Raw genomic sequence first — 24,765 nt, forward strand, 5'->3', positions numbered from 1 at the left:
GATCAGCCCTTGGCGCGGTAGCCGTAGAGCCAGTCGAGATCGGAAATCAGAGCCTTCGGCGATCTGAGCGACAGCACAAGGTCGCGGGCGACCCGCATCGGGCCGCTTGCGTGATAGGCCATCCGGTTGAAATCGGCCCGATCCTTGACCTTGGCGGCACGGCGTTTGCGGCCGGTCTCGAAGGATGACAGTGCCTGTGGCAGGGGCTGGCGTGACACCGCGCCGGCCAGTTCGAACCCATCCTCGATCGCCATGGCCGCGCCCTGGGCTGCAAATGGCATCATGGCATGCGCGGCGTCGCCGATCAGGACCGTGTCGCGGCCGTTCTGCCAGCTGCCGGCACTCGCCTGGTAAAGCGGCCAGAAGGTCGGCTCGCCGGCCTCCAGCAACAGCGCGGTGATCTTGCGGTTCCACCCGGAAAACCGTTCCATGATGACCGCCCGTTGCGCGGCGCTGCCCTGCGCCGCCCAGGTCTCGCCCGGACTGGCGCCGGCCGTGATCGCGACGATGTTGAAGCCGTCGATCTCCTTGAGCGGATAGCAGACCATATGGCTGTCGCGGCCGAGATAGGCGGTGAGGTTCGACGGATCCAGAATGTCAGTGCGGCCCGTGTCCTTCAGGGTAAACCGCCAGGCGACATTGCCGGAAAAAGTGACGCCGGGACTGTTGGGCACCCGCTCGCGAAGGGTCGACCACACGCCGTCGGCGCCGACGAAGAGGTCTGCCTTCACGCCGGTCAGTGCCTCGATGGATGCGGGATCGGTCGATGTCAGCCGCGAGCCGAGATGCAGCCGGCAATTGCGATTGTGCAGCACCGCGTGGAGCAGGCCCTGTTGCAAGGTCGCGCGATGCAGGACTCCGTAGGGCGCGCCCCAGCGCTCGCGGGCGAAACGACCGGCGGGTAGGGCGGTGATGGCTTTCAACGAGCGCCCGTCGGCAAGCCGCAGCGTGTCGGGCTCGCACCATTTTCGCTCAAGATCATCGAGCACGCCGAGATCGCCGAGAATGCGCGAGGCGTTCGGCGAGAGCTGCAGTCCGGCGCCGACTTCGGTCAGCTGCGGCGCCTGCTCGAGGATGTCGCAGTGTATGCCGAGACGCGCCAAGGAGAGCGCGGCCGTCAGCCCGGCGACACCGGCGCCGACGATCGCGACGTTCTGGATGGACATGGAAAACGCCGTCCTGACGGCCGGTTTCTAGACCTGGAGATCAGGCGGCCTTGCTGTGGAACACGCAGCCGGCCGGGATCGTCTGTTCCGCCTTCAGGGACGGATTGTAGCGATAGAGCGTCGAGCAGTAGGAGCAGACCTTCTCGTTGTCGTCGCCCATGTCGATGAAGATGTGCGGATGGTCGAACGGCACGGATGCGCCGGTGCACATGAATTCCTTCACGCCGATCTCGATCACGCGGTGACCGCCATCGTTCTGGAAGTGGGGGATGGAGTGCCCGGCCATGAATGTCTCTCCGCTGCCATTGCCTGTTTGCGGCGGACATTATCGCCGTTCGCCGCAAATGTGTAGTGCCGCGCCTGGGGAAGCGGCGAGAAAAACTGTCGCGGGCCGTTGGATGAAAGAGTGTGTTCTCTTATGGTGCGCGCCGACGAAAGGACCCGCCGCATGAACCTCAACGTGCCCGCATTCTCCCTGTTTTATCACGATGGCCTGCAGCTTGCCTATTTTGACCAGGGGGAAAGAGACGCCCCGCCGGTGTTGCTGATTCATGGCTTTGCTTCGACGGCGAGCGTCAACTGGGTCAATCCGGGCTGGCTGAAGACACTGATTGAAGCCGGCTACCGGGTGATCGCGCTGGACAATCGTGGCCATGGCGCGAGCGACCGGCCGCACGATTCGGAAGCCTACTATCCGCCGCTGATGGCCGCCGACGCCGCCGCGCTCTTGAAGCATCTGGGCATCGAAAAGGCCCATGTGATGGGTTACTCAATGGGCGCCCGCATCTCGGCGTTCATGGCGCTGGATTATCCAGATGTGGTTCGCTCGCTCGTATTCGGTGGCCTTGGAATCGGCATGATCGAGGGTGTCGGCGACTGGGACCCGATCGCCGACGCGCTGCTGGCGCCATCGCTCTCCGACGTCACCCATGAACGCGGCCGCATGTTCCGCCTGTTCGCCGACCAGACCCGTTCGGATCGCTTCGCGCTCGCCGCCTGCATCCAGACCTCGCGTGTGCTGGTGACGCGCGAACAGGCCGAAAGCATCGACCAGCCGACACTGATTGCCGTCGGCACGAAGGACGATATCGCCGGCTCAGGCGAGGAGCTGGCGAAGATCATGCCGAACGCCCGGGCGATCGACATCCCGAACCGCGACCACATGCTCGCCGTCGGCGACCGGGTTTTCAAGGCGGCGGTGCTGGATTTCTATCGCGAGTTGGATGGTCCGCTCACCGCCCGGTGAAGATCGGCTTCCGCCGCTCGACGAAGGCGGCGCGACCTTCCGCGTAGTCTTCGCTGTCGAAGGTCGAGGCACCGAGTACCTCCGCGTCCGCCAAGAGCACCGCATCGCCGGTCTCGGCCGCCCGGAGCGCAAGCTTGGCCGCCTGGACGGAGAGCGGCGCGTTCTGCGCGATCGTGCCAGCAAGCTCGAAGGCGGCGCCGTCGAGTGCGCCAGGCGGCGTGACCTCCAGAAGGAAGCCATTGGCGGCGAGCGTACCGGCGGTCATCGCCGCGCCGCTGAAGAGCGCTTTGCGCGCCTGTTGCGCGCCGAGCGACAGCAGGAAATCGCCGACGGCATCGGCCGGATAGGCAAGCCCGAGACGCGCCGCCGGCACGGCGAACACGGCGGTGTCGTCGGCCAGCCTCAAGTCACAGGCCGCTGCGAGCCCGAAACCGCCGCCATAGCAGATGCCTCTGATCGCCGCGACCACCGGGACCCGGCAGTCGCGCACGGCGGCAAACGCCGCTGAATTGGCCGCCTCGTAGATTCGAGCCGTCTCCGCGTCCTTGCGGACGGTCGGAAACTCGGAAATGTCGGCGCCCGCGGAAAAGTCCCGCTCGCCGGCCCCCGACAGCACGACGACCCGAGCGTGGGCGTCCGCCACCAGCCAGTGCAGCGCTTCCGGGATCGCCCGCCACATCGCAAGGGTGACCGCGTTCTTCCGCTCCGGATGGTCGAGTACCAGCGTACCGACGCTATCGCGGCACGCGGCCTTCACACGCCCTCGGGCGAAATCACTCGTTATCTTCATTTTGATCGGCCCATTTAAGTCGAGTCACACTTGCTATATATATTGTCACCGAACACGACGAGGAGACAGTCGATGCCGGCCAAGAGCGAAATGCTTCAGGGACAATCGCTGAAGACCATGGACCCGATCTGGGACACGCTCCGTCAGGAGGCCAAGCTTGCGGCGGAGCGCGAGCCGTTGCTCGCCGCCTTTCTTTATTCCACCGTGCTGAACCATCGCTCGCTGGAAGACTGCGTGATCTATCGGATCTGCGAACGGCTCGACCATCCAGATCTGCAGGCGACGCTTTTGCGCCAGACCTTCGAGGAAATGCTCGAGGACTGGCCGGAATGGTCGTCGATCGTGCGCGTCGACATCCAGGCCGTCTACGACCGTGATCCCGCTTGCCTGCGGTTCCTGGAGCCGGTCCTCTATTTCAAGGGCTTCCACGCGATCCAGACCCATCGTCTGGCGCACTGGCTGTGGAAGAAGGGCCGCCGTGATCTGGCGCTCTACCTGCAGAGCCGCTCGTCGAGCGTCTTCCAGACCGACATCAACCCCGCAGCCCATGTCGGCCGCGGCATCTTCCTCGACCATGCTACCGGCCTGGTCGTCGGCGAGACCGCGCGGATCGGCGACAATGTCTCGATCCTGCACGGCGTCACGCTCGGCGGCACCGGCAAGGAGGGCGCCGATCGCCATCCGAAGATCGGCGATGGCGTGCTGATCGGCGCCGGCGCCAAGGTGCTCGGCAATATCGCCGTCGGCAATTGCTCTCGTGTGGCAGCCGGTTCGGTCGTGCTGAAACCCGTTCCGCCTTGCTCGACCGTCGCCGGCGTCCCGGCCCGCGTGGTCGGCGAAGCCGGCTGCGCCGAACCCGCCCGGTCGATGGACCAGATGCTCGCCTCAGAGGCGTGAGAGGCTCTTTCCAGCCGGGCGAAATCTCGGAGAAAACCGGATAAACGGCGCTCGCGCCTTTACAGCGGCGCGCGGGCCGTGCGACAAGCGCCGCGATTTGAACAGTTGATGGAGATTGCGGTGAAGCCGGAAGAAATCAAGAAACTCGAAGCCTACTTCAAGCGCATGTTCAATCCGAACATGGTCGTCAAGGCGCGGCCGCGCAAGGATGACTCGGCCGAAGTCTATCTGGGCGATGAGTTTCTCGGCGTCGTCTTCAAGGACGACGAGGATGGCGATCTGTCCTACAATTTCTCGATGGCGATCCTCGACGTGGATCTCTGAGCGGTTCGCCGTTTGATGACTTTAAAGGGCCGGTTGAGCGATCAACCGGCCCTTCTTGATTGTCGTCAAATGCAACCAAGAGATTTTGTGCAATGCAACAAAATTCCTTGACCGAATGTGCGCCAGTGCTTATATGAGGCTCAGAACAACGACGGGAAGGAGCATTTGCATGTTCAATTTTGACGAAGCCAACCGGAAGGGCAAGGAAGCCATGGATAACGCGCTGAAGGGCTATTCCGACGTCGCCAGGGGCTTCCAGGCGATCGCCACCGAAGCAACCGAATATTCCAAGAAATCGTTCCAGGACATGGCCGCCCACATGGAGGCGCTCACCTCCGTGAAGAGCGTCGAGCAGGCCATGGAGCTCCAGACCTCGTATCTGAAGTCGTCCTACGAGAGCTTCGTTGCCGAAGCCACGAAGATGGGCGAAATGTACGCCGATCTCGCAAAGACCGCCTACAAGCCCTACGAGGCACCTGTGTCCAAGGCAATGTCGATGTCGAACGCCGCCTGAGCGGTTTAAACCCGACAATCCCAAGGACCGGTCGCGACATTCGCGGCCGGTTTTTTCGTTTGTACGCTCTCTTCCTCCTTATTTTTGGGCCCTTTGCGCAAATCTGTTTGCACTGCGCCACGGGGGGCTTAAAATTGGCTCAAATCGAACTACCTTATGACAACTGTGTCACGGGGCGGTCTTGTCGTTCAAAACCGTCCCTGGCCGAGGAGAATGAATTGAAATGATCGCCAAGCCGCTTCTCATGCAGCAGCAACGGGATGGGGACAACGCCAATCGCGGCACCTCGGTGATCACGCGTACGAAGCCGAAGACGAAGAAGCCGAACCTGTATCGCGTGCTGCTTCTGAACGACGACTACACACCGATGGAGTTCGTGATCCACATCCTGGAGCGTTTCTTCCAGAAGGATCGCGAGGCAGCGACCCGTATCATGTTGCATGTCCACAATCATGGCGTCGGCGAGTGCGGCATCTTTACCTATGAGGTGGCCGAGACCAAGGTCAGCCAGGTGATGGATTTCGCGAGGCAGCACGAACATCCGCTTCAGTGCGTGATGGAAAAGAAATGAGGAACTGACTGTGCCCACATTTTCTCCCAGTCTAGAGAAGGCGCTGCATCAGGCACTGACTTTTGCCAACGAGCGTCACCACGAATATGCAACGCTCGAGCACCTGCTGCTGGCATTGATCGATGATGCCGACGCGGCGGCCGTGATGGGCGCCTGCAACGTCGATCTCGACGCTCTGCGCAAGACCGTCAAGGATTATGTCGACAACGAACTCGCCAATCTCGTGACGGGGTATGACGAGGATTCCAAGCCGACGTCCGGATTCCAGCGCGTCATCCAGCGCGCGGTGATCCACGTCCAGTCGTCGGGCCGCGAGGAAGTCACCGGCGCGAACGTGCTGGTCGCGATCTTCGCCGAGCGCGAGAGCCACGCCGCCTTCTTCCTTCAGGAGCAGGAGATGACCCGCTACGATGCGGTCAATTATATCTCGCACGGAATCGGCAAGCGTCCGGGGGCGACCCAGACCCGCGCGCCGCGCGGTGCCGAGGAAGGCGAGAGCGAGGCCAAGCAGGCCCGCGACGCTGACGAAGGCGGCCAAAAGAAGCAGCAGGACGCGCTGAAGGCCTACTGCGTCAACCTCAACGAAAAGGCCAAGGGCGGCAAGATCGATCCGCTGATCGGTCGCCACGACGAGGTCAACCGCACGATCCAGGTCCTGTGCCGTCGCTCGAAGAACAACCCGCTCTACGTCGGCGATCCCGGCGTTGGCAAGACGGCGATCGCCGAAGGCCTTGCCAAGCGCATCGTCGAAGGCAAGGTGCCGGAAGCGCTGGCCGACGCCACCATCTTCTCGCTCGACATGGGCACGCTGCTCGCCGGCACGCGCTATCGCGGTGACTTCGAGGAACGCCTGAAGCAGGTCGTCAAGGAACTGGAAGAGTATCCCGGAGCCGTGCTGTTCATTGACGAGATACACACGGTCATCGGCGCCGGCGCCACGTCCGGCGGCGCGATGGATGCATCGAACCTATTAAAACCGGCCCTCTCTTCCGGTGCGATCCGCTGCATCGGCTCGACCACCTACAAGGAATACCGCCAGTTCTTCGAGAAGGACCGGGCCCTGGTCCGCCGCTTCCAGAAGATCGACGTCAACGAACCGTCGATCGACGATGCGATCGAGATCATGAAGGGCCTGAAGCCGTACTTCGAGGACTATCACAAGCTGAAATACACCAACGACGCCATCAAGGCCGCCGTTGAGCTGTCGGCCCGCTACATCTCCGACCGCAAGCTGCCTGACAAGGCGATCGACGTGATCGACGAGACGGGCGCGGCGCAGATGCTGCTGACCGCCTCCAAGCGCCGCAAGCTGATCACCGAGAAGGAGATCGAGGCAACAATCGCGACCATGGCGCGCATTCCGCCGAAGACGGTGTCCAAGGACGACGAGATGGTTCTCGCCAATCTCGAGAAGGAACTGCGCTCGGTCGTCTACGGTCAGGACAAGGCCATCGAGGCGCTTTCGACATCGATCAAGCTCGCTCGTGCGGGTCTGCGCGAACCGAACAAGCCGATCGGCGCCTATGTCTTCTCCGGTCCGACCGGCGTTGGCAAGACCGAGGTTGCGAAGCAGCTGGCTTCGTCGCTCGGCGTTGAACTGCTGCGCTTCGACATGTCGGAATACATGGAGCGCCACACGGTTTCCCGTCTGCTCGGCGCACCTCCCGGCTATGTCGGCTTCGACCAGGGCGGTCTCTTGACCGACCAGGTGGACCAGCATCCGCATTCGGTCGTGCTGCTCGACGAAATCGAGAAGGCGCATCCGGATATCTACAACATCCTGTTGCAGGTGATGGACCACGGCTCGCTGACGGACCACAACGGCAAGAAGATCGACTTCCGCAACGTCATCCTGATCATGACGACCAATGCGGGCGCATCGGAAATGGCCAAGGCCGCGATCGGTTTCGGCTCGTCCAAGCGCACCGGTGAGGACGAAGAGGCGCTCAACCGCCTGTTCACGCCGGAATTCCGCAACCGCCTCGACGCGACCATTCCGTTCGCGCCGCTGCCGACGGAGGTCATCCACCAGGTCGTGCAGAAGTTCGTCATGCAGCTGGAAGCCCAGTTGTCGGAACGCAACGTCACCTTCGACCTGTCGAAGGAGGCAATCGCCTGGCTCGCAACGCGCGGCTACGACGAGAAGATGGGCGCCCGGCCGCTGTCGCGGATCATCCAGGAGCACATCAAGAAGCCGCTGGCCAACGAGATCCTCTTCGGCAAGCTGAAGAAGGGCGGCGTGGTCAAGGTCGGTGTGAAGACCGACGATACAGGCGCTGAGATGCTGGATCTGGAGGCGGTGTCCGAAGTCGCTCCGGTCAAGCCGAAGCCCGAGGCCGAGCAGGTCGAGGCCAAGGCCAAGAAGCCCCGCAAGGCGGCGAAGGCAAAGGCCGAGAAGGTGACCGAACCCGAGCCGCAGTCCAAGCGCCGGACATCGGTTCCGCGGGTGCCGAAGAAATAAGTCGAGGAATTCGACACGCAGAAAGGCCGGGCAATGCCCGGGCTCAGACTGCTGACAAACCCCTGGCTACATCCGGGGGTTTATGATTCACTGGGACATGTTGAAGAAACCTGCTCCCGAACAGACGGCTCTCGAGATGGAGATCACGAAAACCTAAGACCAAAACACCACCTGACCGCGCACCTAAAAACAAGAAAACCCGCCAAGCAAAAATCGGCGGGTTTGTCAGCAGTCTGAGCCCGGCAATGCCGGGCCTTTTTGCGTTTTTAGGATTGAAGCCTCTCTCTGAGACCTCAGCCGGCATTGGGGACGCGGGCCACCACCTTGATCTCGAAGTCGAAACCGGCAAGCCAGGTGACGCCAACGGCGGTCCAGTTGGGGTAGGGCGCTTTCGGGAACACGGCTTGCTTCACGGCCATGATGGTGCCGAACTGGTTTTCCGGGTCGGTGTGGAAGGTCGTCACATCGATGATGTCATCGAGGCCGCACCCGGCGGCTGCGAGCGTCGCCCGCAGATTGTCGAAGGCAAGCTCAACCTGCCTCGCGAAATCGGGTTCCGGCGTGCCGTCTGTACGGCTGCCCACCTGGCCGGAGACGAACAGGAGATCACCGGATCGGATTGCGGCGGAATAGCCATGCTCTTCATAGAGCGCGTGCCGATTGGCGGGGAAGACGGGTTGAGGCTTGGACATTGATTTTCCTTATCTAGGGCATCAAGAGACCCGTCCCGCGGACGCCATGCGCCACCGGCTTTCCAGGTCTGCAATTTTCATATACGGTGCGTATCTAATCTGATGACATACGCATCGTATTTCAAGTTTAAATACGCGTCGTATGTGAAGTGGGAAGAAGATGGCCAAAAGCCGGGCAGAAACGATGGAAGAAAACCGCGCCAAGCTGATCGGCGCGGCGCGCAAGGCGTTTGCCGAGAAGGGCTATGCCGCGGCCTCGATGGACGAACTGACGGCTGATGTCGGGCTGACGAGGGGCGCCCTCTACCATAATTTCGGTGACAAGCGCGGCCTGCTGGCCGCGGTCGTCGACCAGATCGACTGCGAGATGGCCGCCTGCGCGCAGTCGATCGGTGCGAAGATCGGGGACGACTGGGAGGGGCTGCTGGCCGAGGGCGCCGCCTATATCGAGATGGCGCTCGATCCGGAGGTCCAGCGCATCGTCCTGCTCGACGGACCCGCCGTGCTCGGCGATCCGTCGCTGTGGCCAAGCCAGAACAGCTGCCTGCAGGTCACGCGCCGAACGGTGGAGAAGCTGATCGAGCGTGGCGTCATGAAGCCGCTCGACGCCGAGGCCGCGGCGCGTCTGGTGAGCGGCGCGGCGCTCAACGCGGCGCTGTGGGTGGCTGCGAGTGACGATCCCAAAGGCGTGCTGCCGAAGGCGCTGGAGGCATTCCGGGCGCTCGCGGCGGGTTTGCTCGCCAAGCCGGCATGACAGGCGCATTGCCCGTGCCGCGCGTTTGCGCTAGCGGTAGATCAATGTCAGAAGCAGCATACTCATCATCCTCACTTCACTGGTTCCTTGCCGGCGCGCGGGGAATCTTCTCGCTTCCGGCGCTTATCCTGATGACCTCCTTCGTCGGCTTCGCCGCCTTCGCCTTCGAGGCCGAACTGACGCGCGGCGAGGCAATGTTCATGACGCTGATGGTCTGGGCGCTGCCGGCCAAGATGATCCTCACAGGCATGCTGGTAAGCGGCGCCCATCTCTTCGCGATCATCCTCGCTGTCTCGCTCTCGTCGATCCGGATGATGCCGATGGTCGCGTCTCTGGTGCCAGACATGCGCAGCGACCGGACGCCGACCTGGTGGCTGCTGTTCCTCTCCCATTTCGTCGCCATCACCGCCTGGGTCTTTGCCACCCGCACGATCAGCGCGGTCCCGCGCGAGCATCGCACCACCTATTTCGCCGGCTTCGGAATGACGCTGACGCTGGTCAACACGGCTCTGGTCGGCATCTGTTTCGGCCTAGTCGCGGCCTTTCCGCCCGTTGTCGCCGGTATTCTCTATTTCCTGACGCCCGTCTATTTCATCGCCTCGATCTGGGCGACGTCGCGCCAACCGCTGCTGAAGCTCGCCTTCGTCATTGGCGCCGTCGGCGGTCCGCTGCTGGCGCTGGTGGCGCCGGGCATGGATGTCCTGATCGCCGGCATTGGCGGGGGAACGCTTGCCTGGCTGATCGACCGCCAGATCAGACGCTCGAAGGCGGCCAGGGTGGCGCCGGACGAGGGGATGCCGTGATGGCCGACTCCTGGGTCTATATCGTGATCATCTGTGCCGGCTGGCTGGCGACGGATATCTGGCGCTGGCTCGGCGTGCTCGCCGGCAATCGCCTTGACGAGGAATCCGAGGCGCTGCGCTGGGTGAAGGCGGTGGCAACCGCGCTCGTCATGGCCGTCACGGTCAAGCTGATCGTGTTTCCGACCGGCTCGCTCGCCGACACGCCCCTGTGGCTGAGGCTGGGAGCGACGATTGCCGGCTTTGCCGCCTTCCTCGCCACGGGCCAGCGCGTTGCCGTCGGCGTGGTCGTGCCCATCGTGTTGCTCGCGGCAGGCATGGCGCTGTTGTGAGCCTGCCGGAAAAGCCGTTGCCGCTGTCGGACTGGCGGTTCGTCGCGCCGCAGGTCAGGATACCGAAGTGAGTGGGGCCGAAACCCCGGAAGAACTGAAGGACATGTCATGACGTCGAACGCCTCCGTCGCCACCCCCGCCGATGCCGCGGCCCGCCGCGCCGTGAAGCCGGTGATATGTTATCCGAACGAGACCTTACCGGCGCCGGATATGTCCTTGCTCGGCAAGGCACGGGCAACGATGGAGAAGATCGACGAGGTGATCGTGCCGCCGCGCGAGGGGCGGACGTTCACCGTGCCGAAGGGCCATTTCTTCCGCATCGTCAGCATCGAGGGCCCGCAGGTCGGCGACCTCAATCTCTGGAATACCAACGATTTGAACGAGCGGTTCTTCAGCGGCAAGACGCGGGCGCTGCACGCGACGCATGTCACGACCGGAAACCGCCTGTGGAGCAACCTGCCGAGCCTCAGGCCGATGGCGACGATCACCCACGATACGCTCGGCTGGTACGGCTTTGACGAATACGGCGGCGGCGTCCACGACGTCATCGGTACGCGCTGCGATCCATACACCCACCGCCTGCTTGCGGGTGGCGACTATCACCACTGCTGCCATTCCAACCTGACGCGCGCGCTCGCCGGCGCACGCGGCATGACATTCGGCCAAGCCGAACCGTTCGTCCACGATGTACTGAACGTCTTCATGTGCACCGGCTTCACCGCCGATACGCACCAGTATTTCATGAAGGCAAGCCCGGTCCGTCCGGGCGACTACCTGGAGTTTTTCGCGGAGATCGATCTTCTGGGTGGTCTTTCGGCATGTCCGGGCGGCGACTGCAGCGCCGAGCATTCGAGCGATGCAGCGGCATGCCATCCTCTGAAGGTCGAGGTGTACCGACCGGATATGGACCTTCTGAAAACCTGGCCGTTCCCGGATCGCAACGGCTATGTCAGCCCCTCCTGAGGAGGGGCCGCCGGCGCGCCTGTAGCTACCCGTATCGATGCGGGTAGGGAGACAGCGGAATGAGGTTCAGAAGCTCCGTCACCTCGATCGCCTCGTGCTGGCGGAGCGACGAAGCCTCCCGGTCACCAATGAGCGATGGCCGGTTGGTGAAGGTATCGATGACAGTCCAACGACCGTCGGGTTCCCTGATGCATTCATAGCGTTGCTGGTTCATCGTTCCGTCCTCCTGTTGGAGAGAGAGCAATGAAAAGCGGATCGGACTTCTGTACTAGGAACCGAAACCGCCCGTTTCGGTTGATATGCACGGCGGCGACGAACGTCGACGCCTGATATGGTGGGCATGGAAGACATGATGTCCTCCTTGGCTTGGGGCAAAGGTAACGAGCCTCCCGCCGACAGCGCCCGTTTCAAAATGCTGTCGATATCATCATCATGCGGGTGAAATGCGTTATTAACAAGACCCAATTTTAGTCTGGCCGAAAAAACGGCCTTTGGTGCGCTAGAGTACCGACTTGATCTTTTCCGCGTACGCTTTCAGCACATCGATATCCTCCATGCCGCCGCTATGTGGCTTGAGCGGCAGGCCCTCGTGGCGGGGGATAACGTGGAAATGCAGGTGGAAGACGGTCTGCCCGGCTGCCGGTTCGTTGAACTGCGCCACGAACACGCCATCGGCCTCGAAGGCTTCCTTTGCGGCGACCGCAAGCTTCTGCACCACCGGGATGACCTTTGCGAGAACAGCCGGGTCCGCATCGAGCATGTTGCGCGATGGTGCTTTCGGAATGACCAGAAGATGGCCCGGCGCCTGTGGCATCACGTCCATGAAAGCCAGCGTGTCGTCATCCTCGTAAAGCTTCACGGACGGGATTTCACCGCGCAGGATCTTGGCGAAGACGTTGTCGCTGTCATAGCTGGTCATGGGAATCTCCTCATTGTCGCGCGTACTTAACGACGGCCCGTCATGCCGATCAAGCCGTCAATCATCGCTTTCCGCCTGCTGCCGCTCACCCTTGCGGAACGGCGTATGTTCGCTGAGATAGTCGCCGATATGCTCCACCTCGAGCCGTTCCCGCTCAAGATAGTCTGCTACCGCCCGGCGCAGGCCCGGATGGGAAATGTAATTTGCGGAATGGGTCGTCACCGGCACGTAGCCCCGCGCCAGCTTGTGCTCACCCTGCGCACCCGCCTCGACCCGCTTCAAACCCTTCGACAGGGCGAAGTCGATCGCCTGGTGATAGCAGACCTCGAAATGCAGGAAGGGATGGTCCTCGACGCAGCCCCAGTGCCGCCCGTAGAGCGCCTCGGTCCCGATAAAGTTGATCGCACCGGCGATATAGCGACCCTCGCGCTTTGCCATCACGAGAAGCACGTCGTCGGCCATGCCTTCGCCGATCAGCGAGTAGAAATGGCGCGTCAGATACGGACGGCCCCATTTGCGGCTGCCGGTGTCCATATAGAAGGCGTAGAACTGGTCCCAGATATCCTCGGTGAGATCCGACCCCGTCAGCCAGTCGATCTCGATTCCGTTGGCAAGCGCATTGCGCCGCTCCTTGCGCAGGTTCTTGCGCTTGGCCGAGGAGAGTTCGCCGAGAAACTCTTCGTGGTTCGCGTAACCCTTGTTGATGAAATGGAACTGCTGGTCCGTCCGGTGCAGATAGCCGGCGTCTTCGAAGACGGATACCTCCGCGTCGGGCAGAAACGTGACATGTCCGGAGGAGACGCCAAGCTCGCGCACGACCTGCTGCAGGCCGGCGGCAAGCAATCCCTGAATCTCGTGCGGATTTTGCCCTTCGGCCACCAGAAGCCTCGGGCCTGTCGCCGGCGTGAACGGGATCGAACACTGCAGTTTGGGGTAATACGAACCGCCGGCGCGCTCGAAGGCATCGGCCCAGCCCTGGTCAAAGACGTATTCGCCGCGGCTATGGCTCTTGAGGTAGGCGGGAATTGCGCCGATAAGGTCGCCTCCGCGCTCCAGAAGAAGATGGTGGCCCAGCCAACCGGTCTCCCGTACGGCCGATCCCGAGGCTTCAAGCGCGGAGAGGAAGGCATGCGACAGGAACGGATGATAGGGCATTCCGTCGCGTTTCGATGTGCCGGAAAGGCGCGCCCACATGGCGGGCGCGATATCGTCGAAGGATCGTGCGATCCGGATGGTGACGCTGTCGGTCATGCCGTGGCTGTCTGGCTCTCCCGCGGGTCGAAACCCTCGAATGTCATCTGCTCCGCATAGGTATAGGTATGCGCCCGCATGATTTCATCCCTGACCGTCCAGGTAATGACAGGAATTCCGCGCTGGCGCTGGGCGGTGATGAAGCTGTTCGGCAAATGCGCCGCCGCATAGGAGATGAAATCCAGTCCCCAGGCCATGGCCTCGTCATGGGTGAAGAAATCCTCGGGCTTCGCCCCTTCCGCCGTCAGGCCGACAGGGTAGGGGCAGTCGGCTTCCTTCAGCGCCTTCAAGAGCCAGTGGTCGAAGCTCATCAGCGCGACATGGCCCTGATATCCCTCCAGCGCGTCGAGAACGTCATCCACATACCCCTCGTCCTCGACCGCGCCGATGCCCTTGAGCTCGATCACGAGCGGCACCTGGCCTTTCACAAGTGCCAGCATCTGCTTCAGCGTCGGAATGCGGTCGGACGTGCCGCCGATCGACAGCATGCCGAGTTCGGCCGCGGTGCGCTCCCGCACCTCGCCGTTAATGCCGCAAAGCCGCTGCAGTTCGTGATCATGGAACACCATGGGCACGCTGTCGGCGGACAGCTGGATGTCGCACTCGATCGCGAAACCCGCCTCGATGGCGCGGGCGAAGGCCGAGAGCGTGTTCTCCCAGACCGACTTGTTCATGTCGTGATAGCCGCGATGCGCGATCGGGCGCTCTGTCAGCCAGTCGAGCTTGCCCATGTCACGCGATCTCGATGATGGCGTCGATCTCGACGGCGGCATTGAGCGGCAGCGAGGCCATGCCGACGGCGGCACGCGCGTGCTTGCCGGCATCGCCAAGGATGTCGGCGATGAGGTTCGATGCGCCGTTGATGACGAGGTGCTGGTCGGTGAAGCCGGCGCCCGACGCCACGAAGCCGTTCAGCTTGACGATGCGCTTGATGCGTCCGAGATCGCCGGACAGCGCTGCCTTCGCCTGAGCGAGGATGTTGATGGCGCAGAGTTCTGCCGCGCGCTGCGCGTCTGCCAGAGCCACCTCGCTACCGACGAGACCTGTCACCGCCACCTTGCCATTTTCCATCGGGAGCTGTCCGGAGAGAAAGAGCAGATTGCCGCTGATCACGTAGGGCACGTAGTTGGCGGCCGGCGCTGCGGCGGCGGGCAGGGTGATGCCCCGCTCCTGGAGGCGGTTTTCGATGACGTCGGACATTTTCGTTTCCCGGATTTGTTGTAAAATCTTCAAGAATGCTGCATTCAGAGGGGCAAATGCCTCGCCTGAACCGAGAGAGTTCTTATCGCATCGGCGGCGAGTCCGACAGGAGGAATTGCATGCAAAGCTCGAGGACGGCGATCGTCGCCACCGTGGTCGCAACGGCAGGCTGCCTCAGCGCCGCGAGCGCCAGCGCCACGATCGCCGCGGGCCTGGTTCCGCACCGCGCCGTCTACGACATCGAGCTCAAGGAAGCCTCCGAACGCTCCGGCATCGAGGGTCTGAGCGGTAGGCTCGTGTTCGAGTTCAGCGGCTCCGAATGCGCCGGCTATACGACGAACTATCGCTTCGTGAACCGGATCGACACCGGCGACCAGGTGCGCGTGACCGACCAGCAGAGCGTCATGTTCGAAGACTTGAAGGCGGGCACCTTCGAGTTCGAATCGAAATCCTTTACCGACGATCAGCTCGACAAGGATGTCAGCGGCCTGGCCCAGGAGGAGAAGGAAGGCGTCAAGATCGAGCTGTCCGAGCCCGCGCGTCGCACGGTGGAACTGGCGAGCAGCCATTTCCCCGCCGAGCACATGCTGGAGATCATCGATCGCGCCAGGCAAGGCCGTGCGATTTTCGAGGCGCGGATTTTCGACGGGTCCGAGGACGGCGATCGCAGCTACATGACGACCATCGTCGTCGGCAATTCGCAGCCCTCGACGGCCGAGGATCCGGAAGTCAAGGCGGCCGGCGATCTCGCCAAGTCGAGCTACTGGCCCGTCTCCATCGCCTATTTTGATGAGGCAGGCGCCGGCGATCAGCTGCCGATCTATACCAATTCCTTCAAGCTTTATGAAAACGGCATCACCCGTGACCTGACGCTGGATTACGGGGATTTCGTCCTCACCGGCAAGCTGTCCCGGCTGGAAATTCTGGGCGACGGCGACTGCAAGTAGGGCGTCGCCCCGGCACTAATCCCGTCTTTCTGTCACAAATGCCTTGATTTCCCGGCGCCTTGGCTATAAGGCCACCTCCATTCCACACGCGTGGCTTGGGATTGTCCGGGAGAAATCCGGTCCGTTCCGCCCGGTGGCACGCCGAAAGGGGTGCTGTTCGCCACGCGGGGGTTCAACCGGAAAAGGAGAATGACAGGCATGTCTTTGCCCGATTTTAGCATGCGCCAGCTTCTGGAAGCCGGCGTCCACTTCGGCCACCAGACTCACCGCTGGAACCCGAAGATGAAGCCGTACATCTTCGGCGACCGCAACAACATCCACATCATCGACCTCGCTCAGACCGTCCCGATGCTGTCGAAGGCCCTTCAGGTCGTTTCCGACACCGTCGCCCGTGGCGGCCGCGTTCTGTTCGTCGGCACCAAGCGCCAGGCTTCGGAAATCATCGCTGATTCCGCCAAGCGTTCGGCCCAGTACTACGTCAACTCCCGCTGGCTCGGCGGCATGATGACCAACTGGAAGACCATCTCGAACTCGATCCAGCGCCTCCGCAAGCTCGACGAGATCCTGAACTCGGAAGCCTCGGGCTTCACGAAGAAGGAACGCCTGAACCTGGAGCGCGAGCGCGAGAAGCTGGACAAGGCTCTCGGCGGTATCCGCGACATGGGCGGCACTCCGGATCTGATGTTCATCATCGACACCAACAAGGAAAAGATCGCCATCGATGAAGCCAAGCGCCTGGGCATTCCGGTCGTTGCCATCATCGACTCCAACTGCGATCCGGACCAGATCGACTACGCGATCCCGGGCAACGACGACGCTTCGCGCGCCATCGCTCTCTACTGCGACCTGATCGCGCGTGCTGCCATCGACGGCATCGCTCGCCAGCAGGGCGCGGCAGGCCGCGACATCGGCGCCTCGGCCGAAGCACCGGTCGAGCCGGCTCTCGAGGAAGAAGCTGGCGCCTGATCGCCGCTTCTGACGCGATCATGACTGGCCGCCGCGCCGAAAGGTAGTTCGGCGGCCGGTTTCTTTCAGGCGAGGGCATTTGGTCCGCAAAGCCTGGGACATTCCATTTTCCGTGGTGACCGGTTCATCACGTTGTCATGTTGCGGGTACATGTCGTGCCCGACACGGGCCAGGCGCCCATCGTGCGTCCTGCGTCCGCGAAAACGATCAAGAGGCAAACAATGGCTGAAATCACTGCTGCACTGGTGAAGGAACTGCGCGAGAAGACCGGCGCGGGTATGATGGACTGCAAAAAGGCTCTCGCCGAGACCGACGGCGACATGGAAGCCGCCATCGACTGGCTGCGCGCCAAGGGCATCGCCAAGGCCGACAAGAAGTCGGGTCGTACCGCTGCTGAAGGTCTGGTCGGCATCGCCAGCGCCGGCACCTCCGCCGTCGTGGTCGAGGTCAACTCCGAAACCGACTTCGTCGCCCGTAACGACGCGTTCCAGGATCTCGTCCGTGGCGTTGCTTCGGTCGCGCTCGGCACCGACGGCACCGTCGATGCCATTGCCGCCGCCAGCTATCCGGCCACCGGCAAGTCCGTCGCCGACACGATCAAGGACGCGATCGCCCATATCGGCGAGAACATGACGCTGCGTCGCGCCGTCAAGCTCTCGGTCGAGGACGGCGTCGTCGCGACCTACATCCACAACGGCGTCGCAGACGGCCTCGGCAAGCTTGGTGTTCTCGTCGCGCTGAAGTCGACCGGCAACAAGGATGCGCTCGCTGCGATCGGTCGTCAGGTCGCCATGCACGTCGCCGCCACCAATCCGCTGGCGATCCGCGCCGAGGAAGTCGATGCCGCCGTCGCCGAGCGCGAACGCAACGTCTTCATCGAGCAGTCACGCGCCTCTGGCAAGCCGGACAACATCATCGAGAAGATGGTGGAAGGCCGCATGCGCAAGTTCTTCGAGGAAGTCGCCCTTCTCTCGCAGGCTTTCGTCATCAATCCGGAGCTCACCGTCGGCGCCGCCGTCAAGGAAGCCGAGAAGGAAGTGGGCGCTCCGATCGAAGTGGTCGGCATGGCCCGCCTGCTGCTCGGCGAAGGCGTCGAGAAGGAAGCATCGGACTTCGCCGCCGAAGTTGCCGCTGCCGCCAAGGGCTGATTACGGACGCCTTGTCCGTGTTTTGGAAAAGATCGGGCATCGCGTGACAACGCGGTGCCCTTCGTGTATCGGGCAGTAAGTTCATCGACAGGAGCCAGTATGACCTCCACCCCTCTCTACAAGCGCGTCCTTCTCAAAGCCTCCGGCGAAGCCCTGATGGGCAGCCAGGGCTTCGGCATCGACGTCGCGGTCGCCGACCGCATCGCCGGCGATATCGCTGAGGCGCGGCGGATGGGGGTCGAGGTGGGTGTCGTCGTCGGCGGCGGCAATATCTTCCGCGGCGTTGCTGTCGCCTCGAAAGGCGGCGACCGCGTCACCGGCGACCACATGGGCATGCTGGCGACCGTCATCAACGCGCTGGCGCTCGCCACATCGCTGCGCAAGCTCGATATCGACACCGTGGTCCTGTCGGCGATCGCCATGCCCGAGATCTGCGAGAGCTTCTCGCAGCGCGCCGCGATCCACCACCTGTCGCAGGGCAGGGTGGTGATCTTCGCCGGCGGCACCGGCAATCCGTTCTTCACGACCGACTCGGCCGCCGCTCTGCGTGCCGCCGAAATGGGCGCCGAGGCCATCTTCAAGGGCACCCAGGTCGATGGCATCTATTCCGCCGACCCGAAGAAGGACCCGAATGCCACGCGCTTCGACCAGCTGACCCACAGCGAGGTTCTCGAACGCGGTCTTGCGGTCATGGACGTCGCCGCAGTGGCGCTCGCGCGCGAAAACTCCATCCCGATCATCGTCTTCTCGATCCACGAGAAGGGCGGTTTCTGCGAAATCCTGTCCGGCGGCGGCCGCAAGACCATCGTCAGCGACACCTGAGAACGGCGGACGTCGCCCGCCGGGGCGCGGCACCGCCAGTAAAGAATGGGAGACATGACCATGAGTGAAGGCATCGACTTCAACGACCTGAAGCGCCGCATGGAAGGCGCGATCAACGCGTTCAAGCACGACATCGCGTCGCTGCGCACGGGCCGCGCCTCGGCCAACCTTCTCGACCCCGTCACGGTGGAAGCCTACGGTTCGCGCATGCCGCTGAACCAGGTCGCCAACGTGACCGTTCCCGAACCGCGCATGCTCGGCATCTCTGTCTGGGACAAGTCGATGGTCAATGCCGTCGATCGCGCCATCCGCGAGGCCAATCTTGGGCTCAATCCGATCATCGATGGCCAGAACCTGCGTATTCCGCTACCGGAACTCAACGAAGAGCGCCGCAAGTCGCTGGTCAAGATCGCGCACGAATATGCCGAAAAGGCCAAGGTCGCGATTCGCCATGTGCGCCGTGACGGCATGGACGGCCTTAAAAAGGCCGAGAAGGACGGCGTCATTGGCCAGGACGACAGTCGCGCCCATTCCGAGAAGGTGCAAAAGCTGACCGATGACACGATTTCCGACGTCGACCGCTTGCTCGCGGAGAAGGAAAAGGAAATCATGCAGGTCTGATGCTGCACTGCACTGCATCGACCGCTGCCTAATCCGGAACCTCCCATGACGATATCCGACGACCGCACTCCGCCCGAACATGTCGCCATCATCATGGACGGTAACGGCCGCTGGGCGAATTCGCGCGGACTTCCGCGGACCGTCGGGCATCGCAAGGGGGTCGAGGCGGTGCGCGAGGCCGTCCGCGTGGCGGGCGATGTCGGTATCCGCTATCTGACCCTCTTTGCCTTTTCCTCGGAAAACTGGCGTCGGCCGGCCACCGAGATCAACGATCTCTTCGGCCTTCTGCGCATGTTCATTCGCCGCGATCTCGCTGAATTGCATGCGGAAAACGTGAAGGTCCGGGTGATCGGCGACCGCAACAACCTGCGTGACGACATCCTGCCGCTGCTGATCGAGGCGGAGGAGACCACCCGCGACAACACGGGGCTGACGCTGGTGATCGCCTTCAACTACGGAGCGCGGGACGAGATCGCGCGGGCCGCGGTTACACTGGCGCGCGAGGTCGCCGAAGGCCGCCTGCCGCCGGAGGCGTTGACGGTCGAGGCGATCGGCGAACGCCTCGACACCGCCGGCATTCCCGATCCCGATGTCATCATCCGCACCTCTGGCGAGGAGCGTCTTTCGAATTTCCTGCTCTGGCAGGCTGCCTATTCCGAACTCGTCTTCGTGCCGGAATACTGGCCGGATTTCAGTCGCGAGGTCTTCCTAGGGGCCCTCGATCGGTTCGCCGCGCGCGAGCGCCGCTTCGGCGGGCTCGCCGGCCGGCCGCCGGTCGCCGTCAGGTCGTGATGTCCATGTCGCGCGAGCTTACACTGCGGATCTACTCCTCGATCGTCCTGATTGCGGTCGTGGTCGCGGCCACCTGGTTCGGCGGCTTCGCCTTCCGTATTCTAGCCGCCGCCATCGCGCTTCTGGTGTTCTACGAATGGTCGAAGATGACGCGGCTCTACGAACGGTCCGTTCCGGGCCATAGCTGGGGCTGGCTGTCGGTCGGCGTCGTCTCGCTCAACATGCTGTTCGGCGAGCCGGATCTCACCGTACCGCTGCTAGCAGGCTTTTTCGTCACCGCGCTGATCCTCTCCATCGTCAGGGTGTGGAGCGGCTGGCTGCCCGGCGGCATCGCCTATGCGGGGCTGACGGCCGTCGCGCTGGCGGAGATCCGTGGCAACGATGCGGTTGGCTTTGCCGCTATGCTGTTCGTCTTCGCCGTCGTCTGGTCGACCGATATTCTCGCCTACTTCGTCGGGCGCGCGATTGGCGGACCGAAGCTCGCGCCGCGAATTTCCCCCGGCAAGACCTGGTCGGGCGCGATCGGCGGCACGCTCGCCGGTGTCATCGGCGGCGTCTTGCTGGCGCTTGTCTATTTCCAGAACGTCGGTCTGTGGGTCGTGGTCGTCGCCTTGCTGCTGTCGGTTTTCAGCCAGATCGGCGACCTGTTCGAATCCTTCATCAAGCGTCGATTCGGCGTGAAGGACTCCAGCCACCTGATCCCTGGCCACGGCGGTGTCATGGATCGGGTCGACGGACTTGTTTTTGCCTGTTTCACCGCGTTCTTTCTCGCCGTGTTCCACGCGGCTTCGACCGGTCGACCGGTCGCGACACTGGGTGGTTTCCTGTTCGGCCTCTAAAGCGGGCCGGCGACAGCGGAAAGGCTTGAAGAAATGGAATTTGTCGCATCGGTGTTCGGCTTCCTGACGGGCTATATCGTGCCGTTCGTTCTGGTCCTGTCGCTGCTCGTTTTCGTCCATGAAATGGGTCACTATCTGGTCGGGCGCTGGTCTGGCATCCGGATCCTTGCCTTTTCCGTGGGATTCGGTCCGGAACTCGTCGGCTTCACCGACCGCCACGGCACGCGCTGGAAGATTTCCGTCATTCCGCTCGGCGGCTACGTCCGCTTTTTCGGCGATGCCGATGCCTCGAGCCGTCCCGAGAAGGACGCCTACGATAGCCTGTCGCCCGAGGAAAAGGCGCAGACCCTGTCTGGCGCAGCGCTCTGGAAGCGGGCCGCGACCGTTGCGGCCGGACCGATCGCCAACTTCCTGCTGGCGATCGTCATCTTCGCCGTTCTCTTCGGCATCTTCGGCAAGCCGATCGCCGATCCGGTCGTCGCCGAGGTCAAGTCGCCGAGCGCCGCCGAGGCCGCCGGGGTCCTGCCGGGGGACGTGCTGCTGGCGCTCGACGATGTCCGCGTCCAGACTTTCGACGACGTGCGGCGCTATGTCTCCGTCCGCCCGGAGATTCCGATCACCGTCACGCTGCGCCGCGGCGAGGAAGAGCTGCGCCTTCCCATGGTGCCGGAGCGCAGCGAAATCACCGACCAGTTCGGCAACACGATGGAAGTCGGCCTCATCGGCATCATCACCAATCAGGAGGCCGGTAATTTCCGCGTCGAGGAACTGACACCGGTCGAGGCCGTCGGCGAGGGCGTTCGCCAGACCTGGCACGTGGTTACCGGCACCCTCGATTATCTGGCGAATCTCGTCACTGGCCGCATGAATGCCGACCAGCTGGGCGGTCCCGTCCGCGTCGCGCAGGCTTCCGGCCAGATGGCAACGCTTGGCGTGGCTGCGGTCCTGCAGCTTGCAGCCGTGCTCTCGGTTTCCATTGGATTGTTGAACCTGATGCCGGTTCCGGTACTCGACGGCGGCCATCTGGTGCTTTATGCGCTCGAGGCGGTGAGGGGACGTCCGGTCGGCGAGGCCGCGCAGGAAATAGCCTTCCGTATCGGTCTGGCAATGATCCTGTCGCTGATGGTGTTCGCCACCTGGAACGATATCACCCGGTTGATCGGGTAGGTGCGGGCGAGGTGGCCGTCTTGCCAATCCGGATAGGATTTGTTTACGATGTTTCAAACTGATAGTGGCGGATGTGACACGCCTCCAAATGAAGTAAATAGAATTTAACGGTCCACCTTGCTTGTAGGGGAAAACCGGGTAAAACCTCTCACGAGCCGGAGTCGGGACACTTGGCTGTGGGGCAACGGAAAAAGGTTGAAAGTAAGACTATGAAAGCTGGTTCGAGGTTTTTGAACGCAGTATCGGCGTTTGCGCTGTCTGCAGGTGTTGCTTCCTCGGGCGCGGGTATTGCTGTTCTGGCATCTACTGTCGCGGCTGAAGCGGCGGTCATCCAGCGAATCGAAGTCCGCGGTGCGCAGCGCACCGGCGTCGACGCGGTCCGCTCCAACATCACGATCCGCCCGGGCCAGAACTTCTCCAGCGCCGACATCGATGAGTCGGTAAAGCGTCTTTATGAGACAGGTTTCTTCTCCGACGTCCGCATCGCCGTATCCGGCGGCACGCTGGTCGTTACTGTGTCCGAGAACCAGCTGGTCAACCAGGTCGTCTTCAACGGCAACCGCAAGATCAAGGACGATCGTCTCCAGGGTCTGGTCCAGACCCAGCCGCTCGGTCCCTACAGCGACGCGCTCATCTCCTCCGACATCGAACGCATCCGTGAAGCCTATAGCGCCATCGGCCGCAGCGATGTCGAGATCACCACGCAGGTCGTTCCCGTCGGCGAAGGTCGCGTGAACCTGGCGTTCGTGATCAACGAAGGTGATCGCACCAAGATCAAGAACATCAATTTTGTCGGCAACCAGGCCTATAGCGACGGTCGTCTCGGCGCTGTTCTGCAGACGAAGGAATCGGGCATCCTGTCCTTCCTGACCCGCAAGGACGTCTATAACGCCGACAAGCTTCGCGCCGACGAAGAGGCTTTGCGCCAGTTCTATTACAATCACGGTTATGCCGACTTCCGCGTCATTTCCTCTGATGCCGTTCTCGATGAAGCAAGCAACGAATACACCCTGACGATCACGGTCGAGGAAGGTGAGCGTTACCGCTTCGGCAACGTCGCGGTCGAGTCGACTGTCGAGGGCGTTGATCCGGCTGAACTCGAGCGCATGCTCGAGACGCGCACCGGCAACATCTACAACGCCTCCGATATCCAGAAGTCGATGGAGGCCATCTCGCGCCGGGTTTCGTCCCAGGGCTACCCGTTTGCCCGAATCGTTCCGCGCGGCGACCGCAACTTCGAGGACAACACGATCGGCGTGACCTATCTCGTCGACCAGGGCGAGCGCGCCTATGTGGAGCGTATCGAGATCCGCGGCAACACCCGCACGCGTGATTACGTGATCCGCCGCGAGTTCGACATCTCCGAAGGCGATGCCTTCAACCAGGAAGTCATCTCGCGTGCCAAGCGCCGCCTTGAGGCTCTCGGCTACTTCACGACGGTCAATATCTCGACTGCCCCTGGCAGTTCTGCCGACCGCGTTGTCATCGTGGTGGATGTCGAGGATCAGTCGACCGGATCGTTCGGCATCGGCGCCGGCTACTCTGTCGACGACGGTGTCGTGGTTGAAGCGTCCGTCGAGGAAAAGAACTTCCTCGGTCGCGGCCAGTTCATCCGTCTCGCTGTCGGCGGCGGTCTGGACAATGCCCGCAGCTACAATTTCTCGTTCACCGAGCCGTATTTCCTCGGCTACCGTCTTGCTGCGGGCTTCGATCTGTTCCGCAACTCGACCAGCAGCTACGACTACTATGACTACGAAGAGCAGGGCGTAACCTTCCGCGTCACGGCGCCGATCACCGAGGATCTGGCGACGACGGTTCGTTACACCTACAAGGAGCTCAAGTACAAGGAAGACGGCGCTTTCGGTGCGGACGGTATTCCGAATACCGCGGACGACAAGCTTTCCGATCCCTACGTCGACCTTGTCGATGGAGAGAAGTACCAGCAGTCGATCCTGTCGCATCAGCTGGTCTACAACACGGTCGACGATCGCCTGAACCCGCATGAAGGCATCTATGCGAGCTTCACGCATGAATATGCCGGTATCGGCGGCGATTCGGAGTTCTACAAGCTCTACGGCAAGATCCGCTACTACCATACGCTGTCGGATGAGTTCGATCTCGTCGGCTCGGTGTCCGCGAGCGCAGGCCATGTCATTGCGACCGGCGACGATTTGAACATCTTCGACCAGTTCCGGATCGGCGGCAAGGAAATCCGCGGCTTCGAGAACAACGGTATCGGCCCGCGTGTCCGCGGCGACGACGATTCGCTCGGCGGGACGACCTACTTCACCACTTCGGCTGAAGTCAACTTCCCGATGCCGGCCATTCCGCAGGATCTCAACGTTCGCGGCGCGCTGTTCGCCGATGCCGGTACGCTTTACGGCAATGACGTTCCGAGCGGTGGTGAAACCATCGTCGGCGACGACATGGCATGGCGTGCCTCGGTCGGTGTTGGCGTGATCTGGCTGTCGCCCTTTGGTCCGCTGCGGTTCGACTATGCTGTGCCGGTCCTCAAGGAGGACTACGACAAGGAGCAGAACTTCCGGTTCTCGATGGCCGGCCAATTCTAATCGCGGCGGCTTG

28 protein-coding genes are annotated in these 24,765 nt (G+C 62.5%); 19 read left to right on the forward strand and 9 right to left on the reverse strand.

Annotated features, from left to right (window positions below; translation table 11 throughout):
• Positions 1 to 2: 2 nt before the first annotated feature.
• Together J5J09_RS10335 and J5J09_RS10340 are read right to left on the reverse strand one after the other, a co-directional pair.
• Positions 3 to 1,166 (reverse strand): FAD-dependent monooxygenase, encoded by a 1,164-nt coding sequence (locus J5J09_RS10335; RefSeq protein WP_208549901.1) that lies wholly within the window; start codon positions 1,164 to 1,166, stop codon positions 3 to 5.
• Between the two features lie 40 nt (positions 1,167 to 1,206).
• Entirely contained in the window at positions 1,207 to 1,452 is a 246-nt protein-coding gene (locus tag J5J09_RS10340; RefSeq protein ID WP_208549902.1) for a zinc-finger domain-containing protein, read from the reverse strand.
• Between the two features lie 162 nt (positions 1,453 to 1,614).
• On the opposite strand from J5J09_RS10340, the gene J5J09_RS10345 reads away from it, so the two are divergent.
• A complete protein-coding gene (locus tag J5J09_RS10345; protein ID WP_208549904.1) occupies positions 1,615 to 2,412 on the forward strand; it encodes an alpha/beta hydrolase in 798 nt (265 codons plus the stop codon).
• Here J5J09_RS10345 and J5J09_RS10350 read toward each other — a convergent pair.
• Positions 2,399 to 3,202, reverse strand: coding sequence for an enoyl-CoA hydratase-related protein (locus J5J09_RS10350; RefSeq protein ID WP_208549906.1), 804 nt, complete (start codon positions 3,200 to 3,202; stop codon positions 2,399 to 2,401). The genes J5J09_RS10345 and J5J09_RS10350 overlap by 14 nt on opposite strands.
• Positions 3,203 to 3,274: 72 nt before the next feature.
• On the opposite strand from J5J09_RS10350, the gene cysE reads away from it, so the two are divergent.
• From cysE to clpA, 5 genes are all read left to right on the forward strand, one after another.
• A complete protein-coding gene (gene cysE / locus J5J09_RS10355; protein ID WP_208549907.1) occupies positions 3,275 to 4,099 on the forward strand; it encodes a serine O-acetyltransferase in 825 nt (274 codons plus the stop codon).
• Positions 4,100 to 4,219: 120 nt separating this feature from the next.
• Positions 4,220 to 4,423 carry a DUF3126 family protein gene (locus J5J09_RS10360; protein WP_208549909.1) on the forward strand — a complete coding sequence of 68 codons (204 nt, stop codon included), beginning with the start codon at positions 4,220 to 4,222 and terminating at the stop codon, positions 4,421 to 4,423.
• Between the two features lie 169 nt (positions 4,424 to 4,592).
• Positions 4,593 to 4,937, forward strand: a complete 345-nt coding sequence (locus J5J09_RS10365; RefSeq protein ID WP_208549911.1) for a phasin family protein — start codon at positions 4,593 to 4,595, stop codon at positions 4,935 to 4,937.
• A 223-nt stretch (positions 4,938 to 5,160) separates the two neighbouring features.
• Complete coding sequence (gene clpS, locus J5J09_RS10370; protein WP_208549914.1) at positions 5,161 to 5,508, forward strand: ATP-dependent Clp protease adapter ClpS; 348 nt, start codon at positions 5,161 to 5,163, stop codon at positions 5,506 to 5,508.
• A 10-nt stretch (positions 5,509 to 5,518) separates the two neighbouring features.
• Positions 5,519 to 7,969 (forward strand): ATP-dependent Clp protease ATP-binding subunit ClpA, encoded by a 2,451-nt coding sequence (gene clpA, locus J5J09_RS10375; protein WP_208549916.1) that lies wholly within the window; start codon positions 5,519 to 5,521, stop codon positions 7,967 to 7,969.
• A 293-nt stretch (positions 7,970 to 8,262) separates the two neighbouring features.
• On the opposite strand, the gene J5J09_RS10380 is transcribed toward clpA, so the two are convergent.
• Positions 8,263 to 8,661: a RidA family protein gene (locus J5J09_RS10380; protein WP_208549918.1), complete on the reverse strand. Its 399-nt coding sequence runs from the start codon at positions 8,659 to 8,661 to the stop codon at positions 8,263 to 8,265.
• Positions 8,662 to 8,821: 160 nt separating this feature from the next.
• On the opposite strand from J5J09_RS10380, the gene J5J09_RS10385 reads away from it, so the two are divergent.
• The 4 genes from J5J09_RS10385 (at position 8,822) to J5J09_RS10400 (ending at position 11,510) form a co-directional block, all read left to right on the forward strand.
• Positions 8,822 to 9,415, forward strand: a complete 594-nt coding sequence (locus tag J5J09_RS10385) for a TetR/AcrR family transcriptional regulator (protein WP_208549919.1) — start codon at positions 8,822 to 8,824, stop codon at positions 9,413 to 9,415.
• 44 nt (positions 9,416 to 9,459) lie between these two features.
• On the forward strand, positions 9,460 to 10,218 hold the full coding sequence (locus J5J09_RS10390; protein WP_208549920.1) for an AzlC family ABC transporter permease: 759 nt from the start codon (positions 9,460 to 9,462) through the stop codon (positions 10,216 to 10,218).
• The gene (locus J5J09_RS10395) at positions 10,215 to 10,547 is read left to right on the forward strand and encodes an AzlD domain-containing protein (RefSeq protein ID WP_208549921.1); all 333 of its coding nucleotides are present in this window, start codon (positions 10,215 to 10,217) and stop codon (positions 10,545 to 10,547) included. Before J5J09_RS10390 ends, J5J09_RS10395 begins: the two co-directional genes overlap by 4 nt.
• A gap of 108 nt (positions 10,548 to 10,655) precedes the next feature.
• The gene (locus J5J09_RS10400; RefSeq protein ID WP_208549922.1) at positions 10,656 to 11,510 is read left to right on the forward strand and encodes a DUF1989 domain-containing protein; all 855 of its coding nucleotides are present in this window, start codon (positions 10,656 to 10,658) and stop codon (positions 11,508 to 11,510) included.
• A gap of 25 nt (positions 11,511 to 11,535) precedes the next feature.
• Here the strand turns inward: J5J09_RS10400 and J5J09_RS10405 are convergent, their stop codons facing one another.
• From J5J09_RS10405 to J5J09_RS10425, 5 genes are all read right to left on the reverse strand, one after another.
• On the reverse strand, positions 11,536 to 11,724 hold the full coding sequence (locus J5J09_RS10405) for a hypothetical protein (RefSeq protein ID WP_208549923.1): 189 nt from the start codon (positions 11,722 to 11,724) through the stop codon (positions 11,536 to 11,538).
• Between the two features lie 285 nt (positions 11,725 to 12,009).
• Entirely contained in the window at positions 12,010 to 12,435 is a 426-nt protein-coding gene (locus J5J09_RS10410) for an HIT domain-containing protein (RefSeq protein WP_208553518.1), read from the reverse strand.
• A gap of 51 nt (positions 12,436 to 12,486) precedes the next feature.
• Positions 12,487 to 13,680 carry a GNAT family N-acetyltransferase gene (locus tag J5J09_RS10415; protein WP_208549925.1) on the reverse strand — a complete coding sequence of 398 codons (1,194 nt, stop codon included), beginning with the start codon at positions 13,678 to 13,680 and terminating at the stop codon, positions 12,487 to 12,489.
• On the reverse strand, positions 13,677 to 14,411 hold the full coding sequence (locus J5J09_RS10420) for a glycerophosphodiester phosphodiesterase (protein ID WP_208549927.1): 735 nt from the start codon (positions 14,409 to 14,411) through the stop codon (positions 13,677 to 13,679). Before J5J09_RS10420 ends, J5J09_RS10415 begins: the two co-directional genes overlap by 4 nt.
• 1 nt (position 14,412) lies before the next feature.
• A complete protein-coding gene (locus tag J5J09_RS10425) occupies positions 14,413 to 14,880 on the reverse strand; it encodes a RidA family protein (RefSeq protein ID WP_208549929.1) in 468 nt (155 codons plus the stop codon).
• 119 nt (positions 14,881 to 14,999) lie between these two features.
• Between J5J09_RS10425 and J5J09_RS10430 the strand changes: the two genes are divergently transcribed.
• From J5J09_RS10430 to bamA, 9 genes are all read left to right on the forward strand, one after another.
• Complete coding sequence (locus tag J5J09_RS10430) at positions 15,000 to 15,827, forward strand: cell envelope integrity EipB family protein (RefSeq protein WP_208549931.1); 828 nt, start codon at positions 15,000 to 15,002, stop codon at positions 15,825 to 15,827.
• Positions 15,828 to 16,025: 198 nt separating this feature from the next.
• On the forward strand, positions 16,026 to 16,793 hold the full coding sequence (gene rpsB, locus J5J09_RS10435) for a 30S ribosomal protein S2 (RefSeq protein WP_208549932.1): 768 nt from the start codon (positions 16,026 to 16,028) through the stop codon (positions 16,791 to 16,793).
• Between the two features lie 221 nt (positions 16,794 to 17,014).
• The gene (gene tsf, locus J5J09_RS10440; RefSeq protein ID WP_208549933.1) at positions 17,015 to 17,941 is read left to right on the forward strand and encodes a translation elongation factor Ts; all 927 of its coding nucleotides are present in this window, start codon (positions 17,015 to 17,017) and stop codon (positions 17,939 to 17,941) included.
• A 99-nt stretch (positions 17,942 to 18,040) separates the two neighbouring features.
• On the forward strand, positions 18,041 to 18,763 hold the full coding sequence (pyrH, locus tag J5J09_RS10445; protein ID WP_208549934.1) for a UMP kinase: 723 nt from the start codon (positions 18,041 to 18,043) through the stop codon (positions 18,761 to 18,763).
• A gap of 60 nt (positions 18,764 to 18,823) precedes the next feature.
• Positions 18,824 to 19,384, forward strand: a complete 561-nt coding sequence (gene frr, locus J5J09_RS10450; RefSeq protein ID WP_208549935.1) for a ribosome recycling factor — start codon at positions 18,824 to 18,826, stop codon at positions 19,382 to 19,384.
• Between the two features lie 45 nt (positions 19,385 to 19,429).
• Complete coding sequence (locus J5J09_RS10455; RefSeq protein WP_208549938.1) at positions 19,430 to 20,176, forward strand: isoprenyl transferase; 747 nt, start codon at positions 19,430 to 19,432, stop codon at positions 20,174 to 20,176.
• 5 nt (positions 20,177 to 20,181) lie between these two features.
• Positions 20,182 to 21,015 carry a phosphatidate cytidylyltransferase gene (locus tag J5J09_RS10460; protein WP_208549939.1) on the forward strand — a complete coding sequence of 278 codons (834 nt, stop codon included), beginning with the start codon at positions 20,182 to 20,184 and terminating at the stop codon, positions 21,013 to 21,015.
• Positions 21,016 to 21,048: 33 nt separating this feature from the next.
• Positions 21,049 to 22,182, forward strand: a complete 1,134-nt coding sequence (rseP, locus tag J5J09_RS10465; RefSeq protein WP_208549944.1) for an RIP metalloprotease RseP — start codon at positions 21,049 to 21,051, stop codon at positions 22,180 to 22,182.
• 209 nt (positions 22,183 to 22,391) lie between these two features.
• Positions 22,392 to 24,752: an outer membrane protein assembly factor BamA gene (gene bamA, locus J5J09_RS10470; protein ID WP_208549948.1), complete on the forward strand. Its 2,361-nt coding sequence runs from the start codon at positions 22,392 to 22,394 to the stop codon at positions 24,750 to 24,752.
• The last annotated feature ends 13 nt before the right edge of the window (positions 24,753 to 24,765 follow it).

Source organism: Ciceribacter sp. L1K22, assembly GCF_017599385.1.
GTDB lineage: Bacteria > Pseudomonadota > Alphaproteobacteria > Rhizobiales > Rhizobiaceae > Allorhizobium.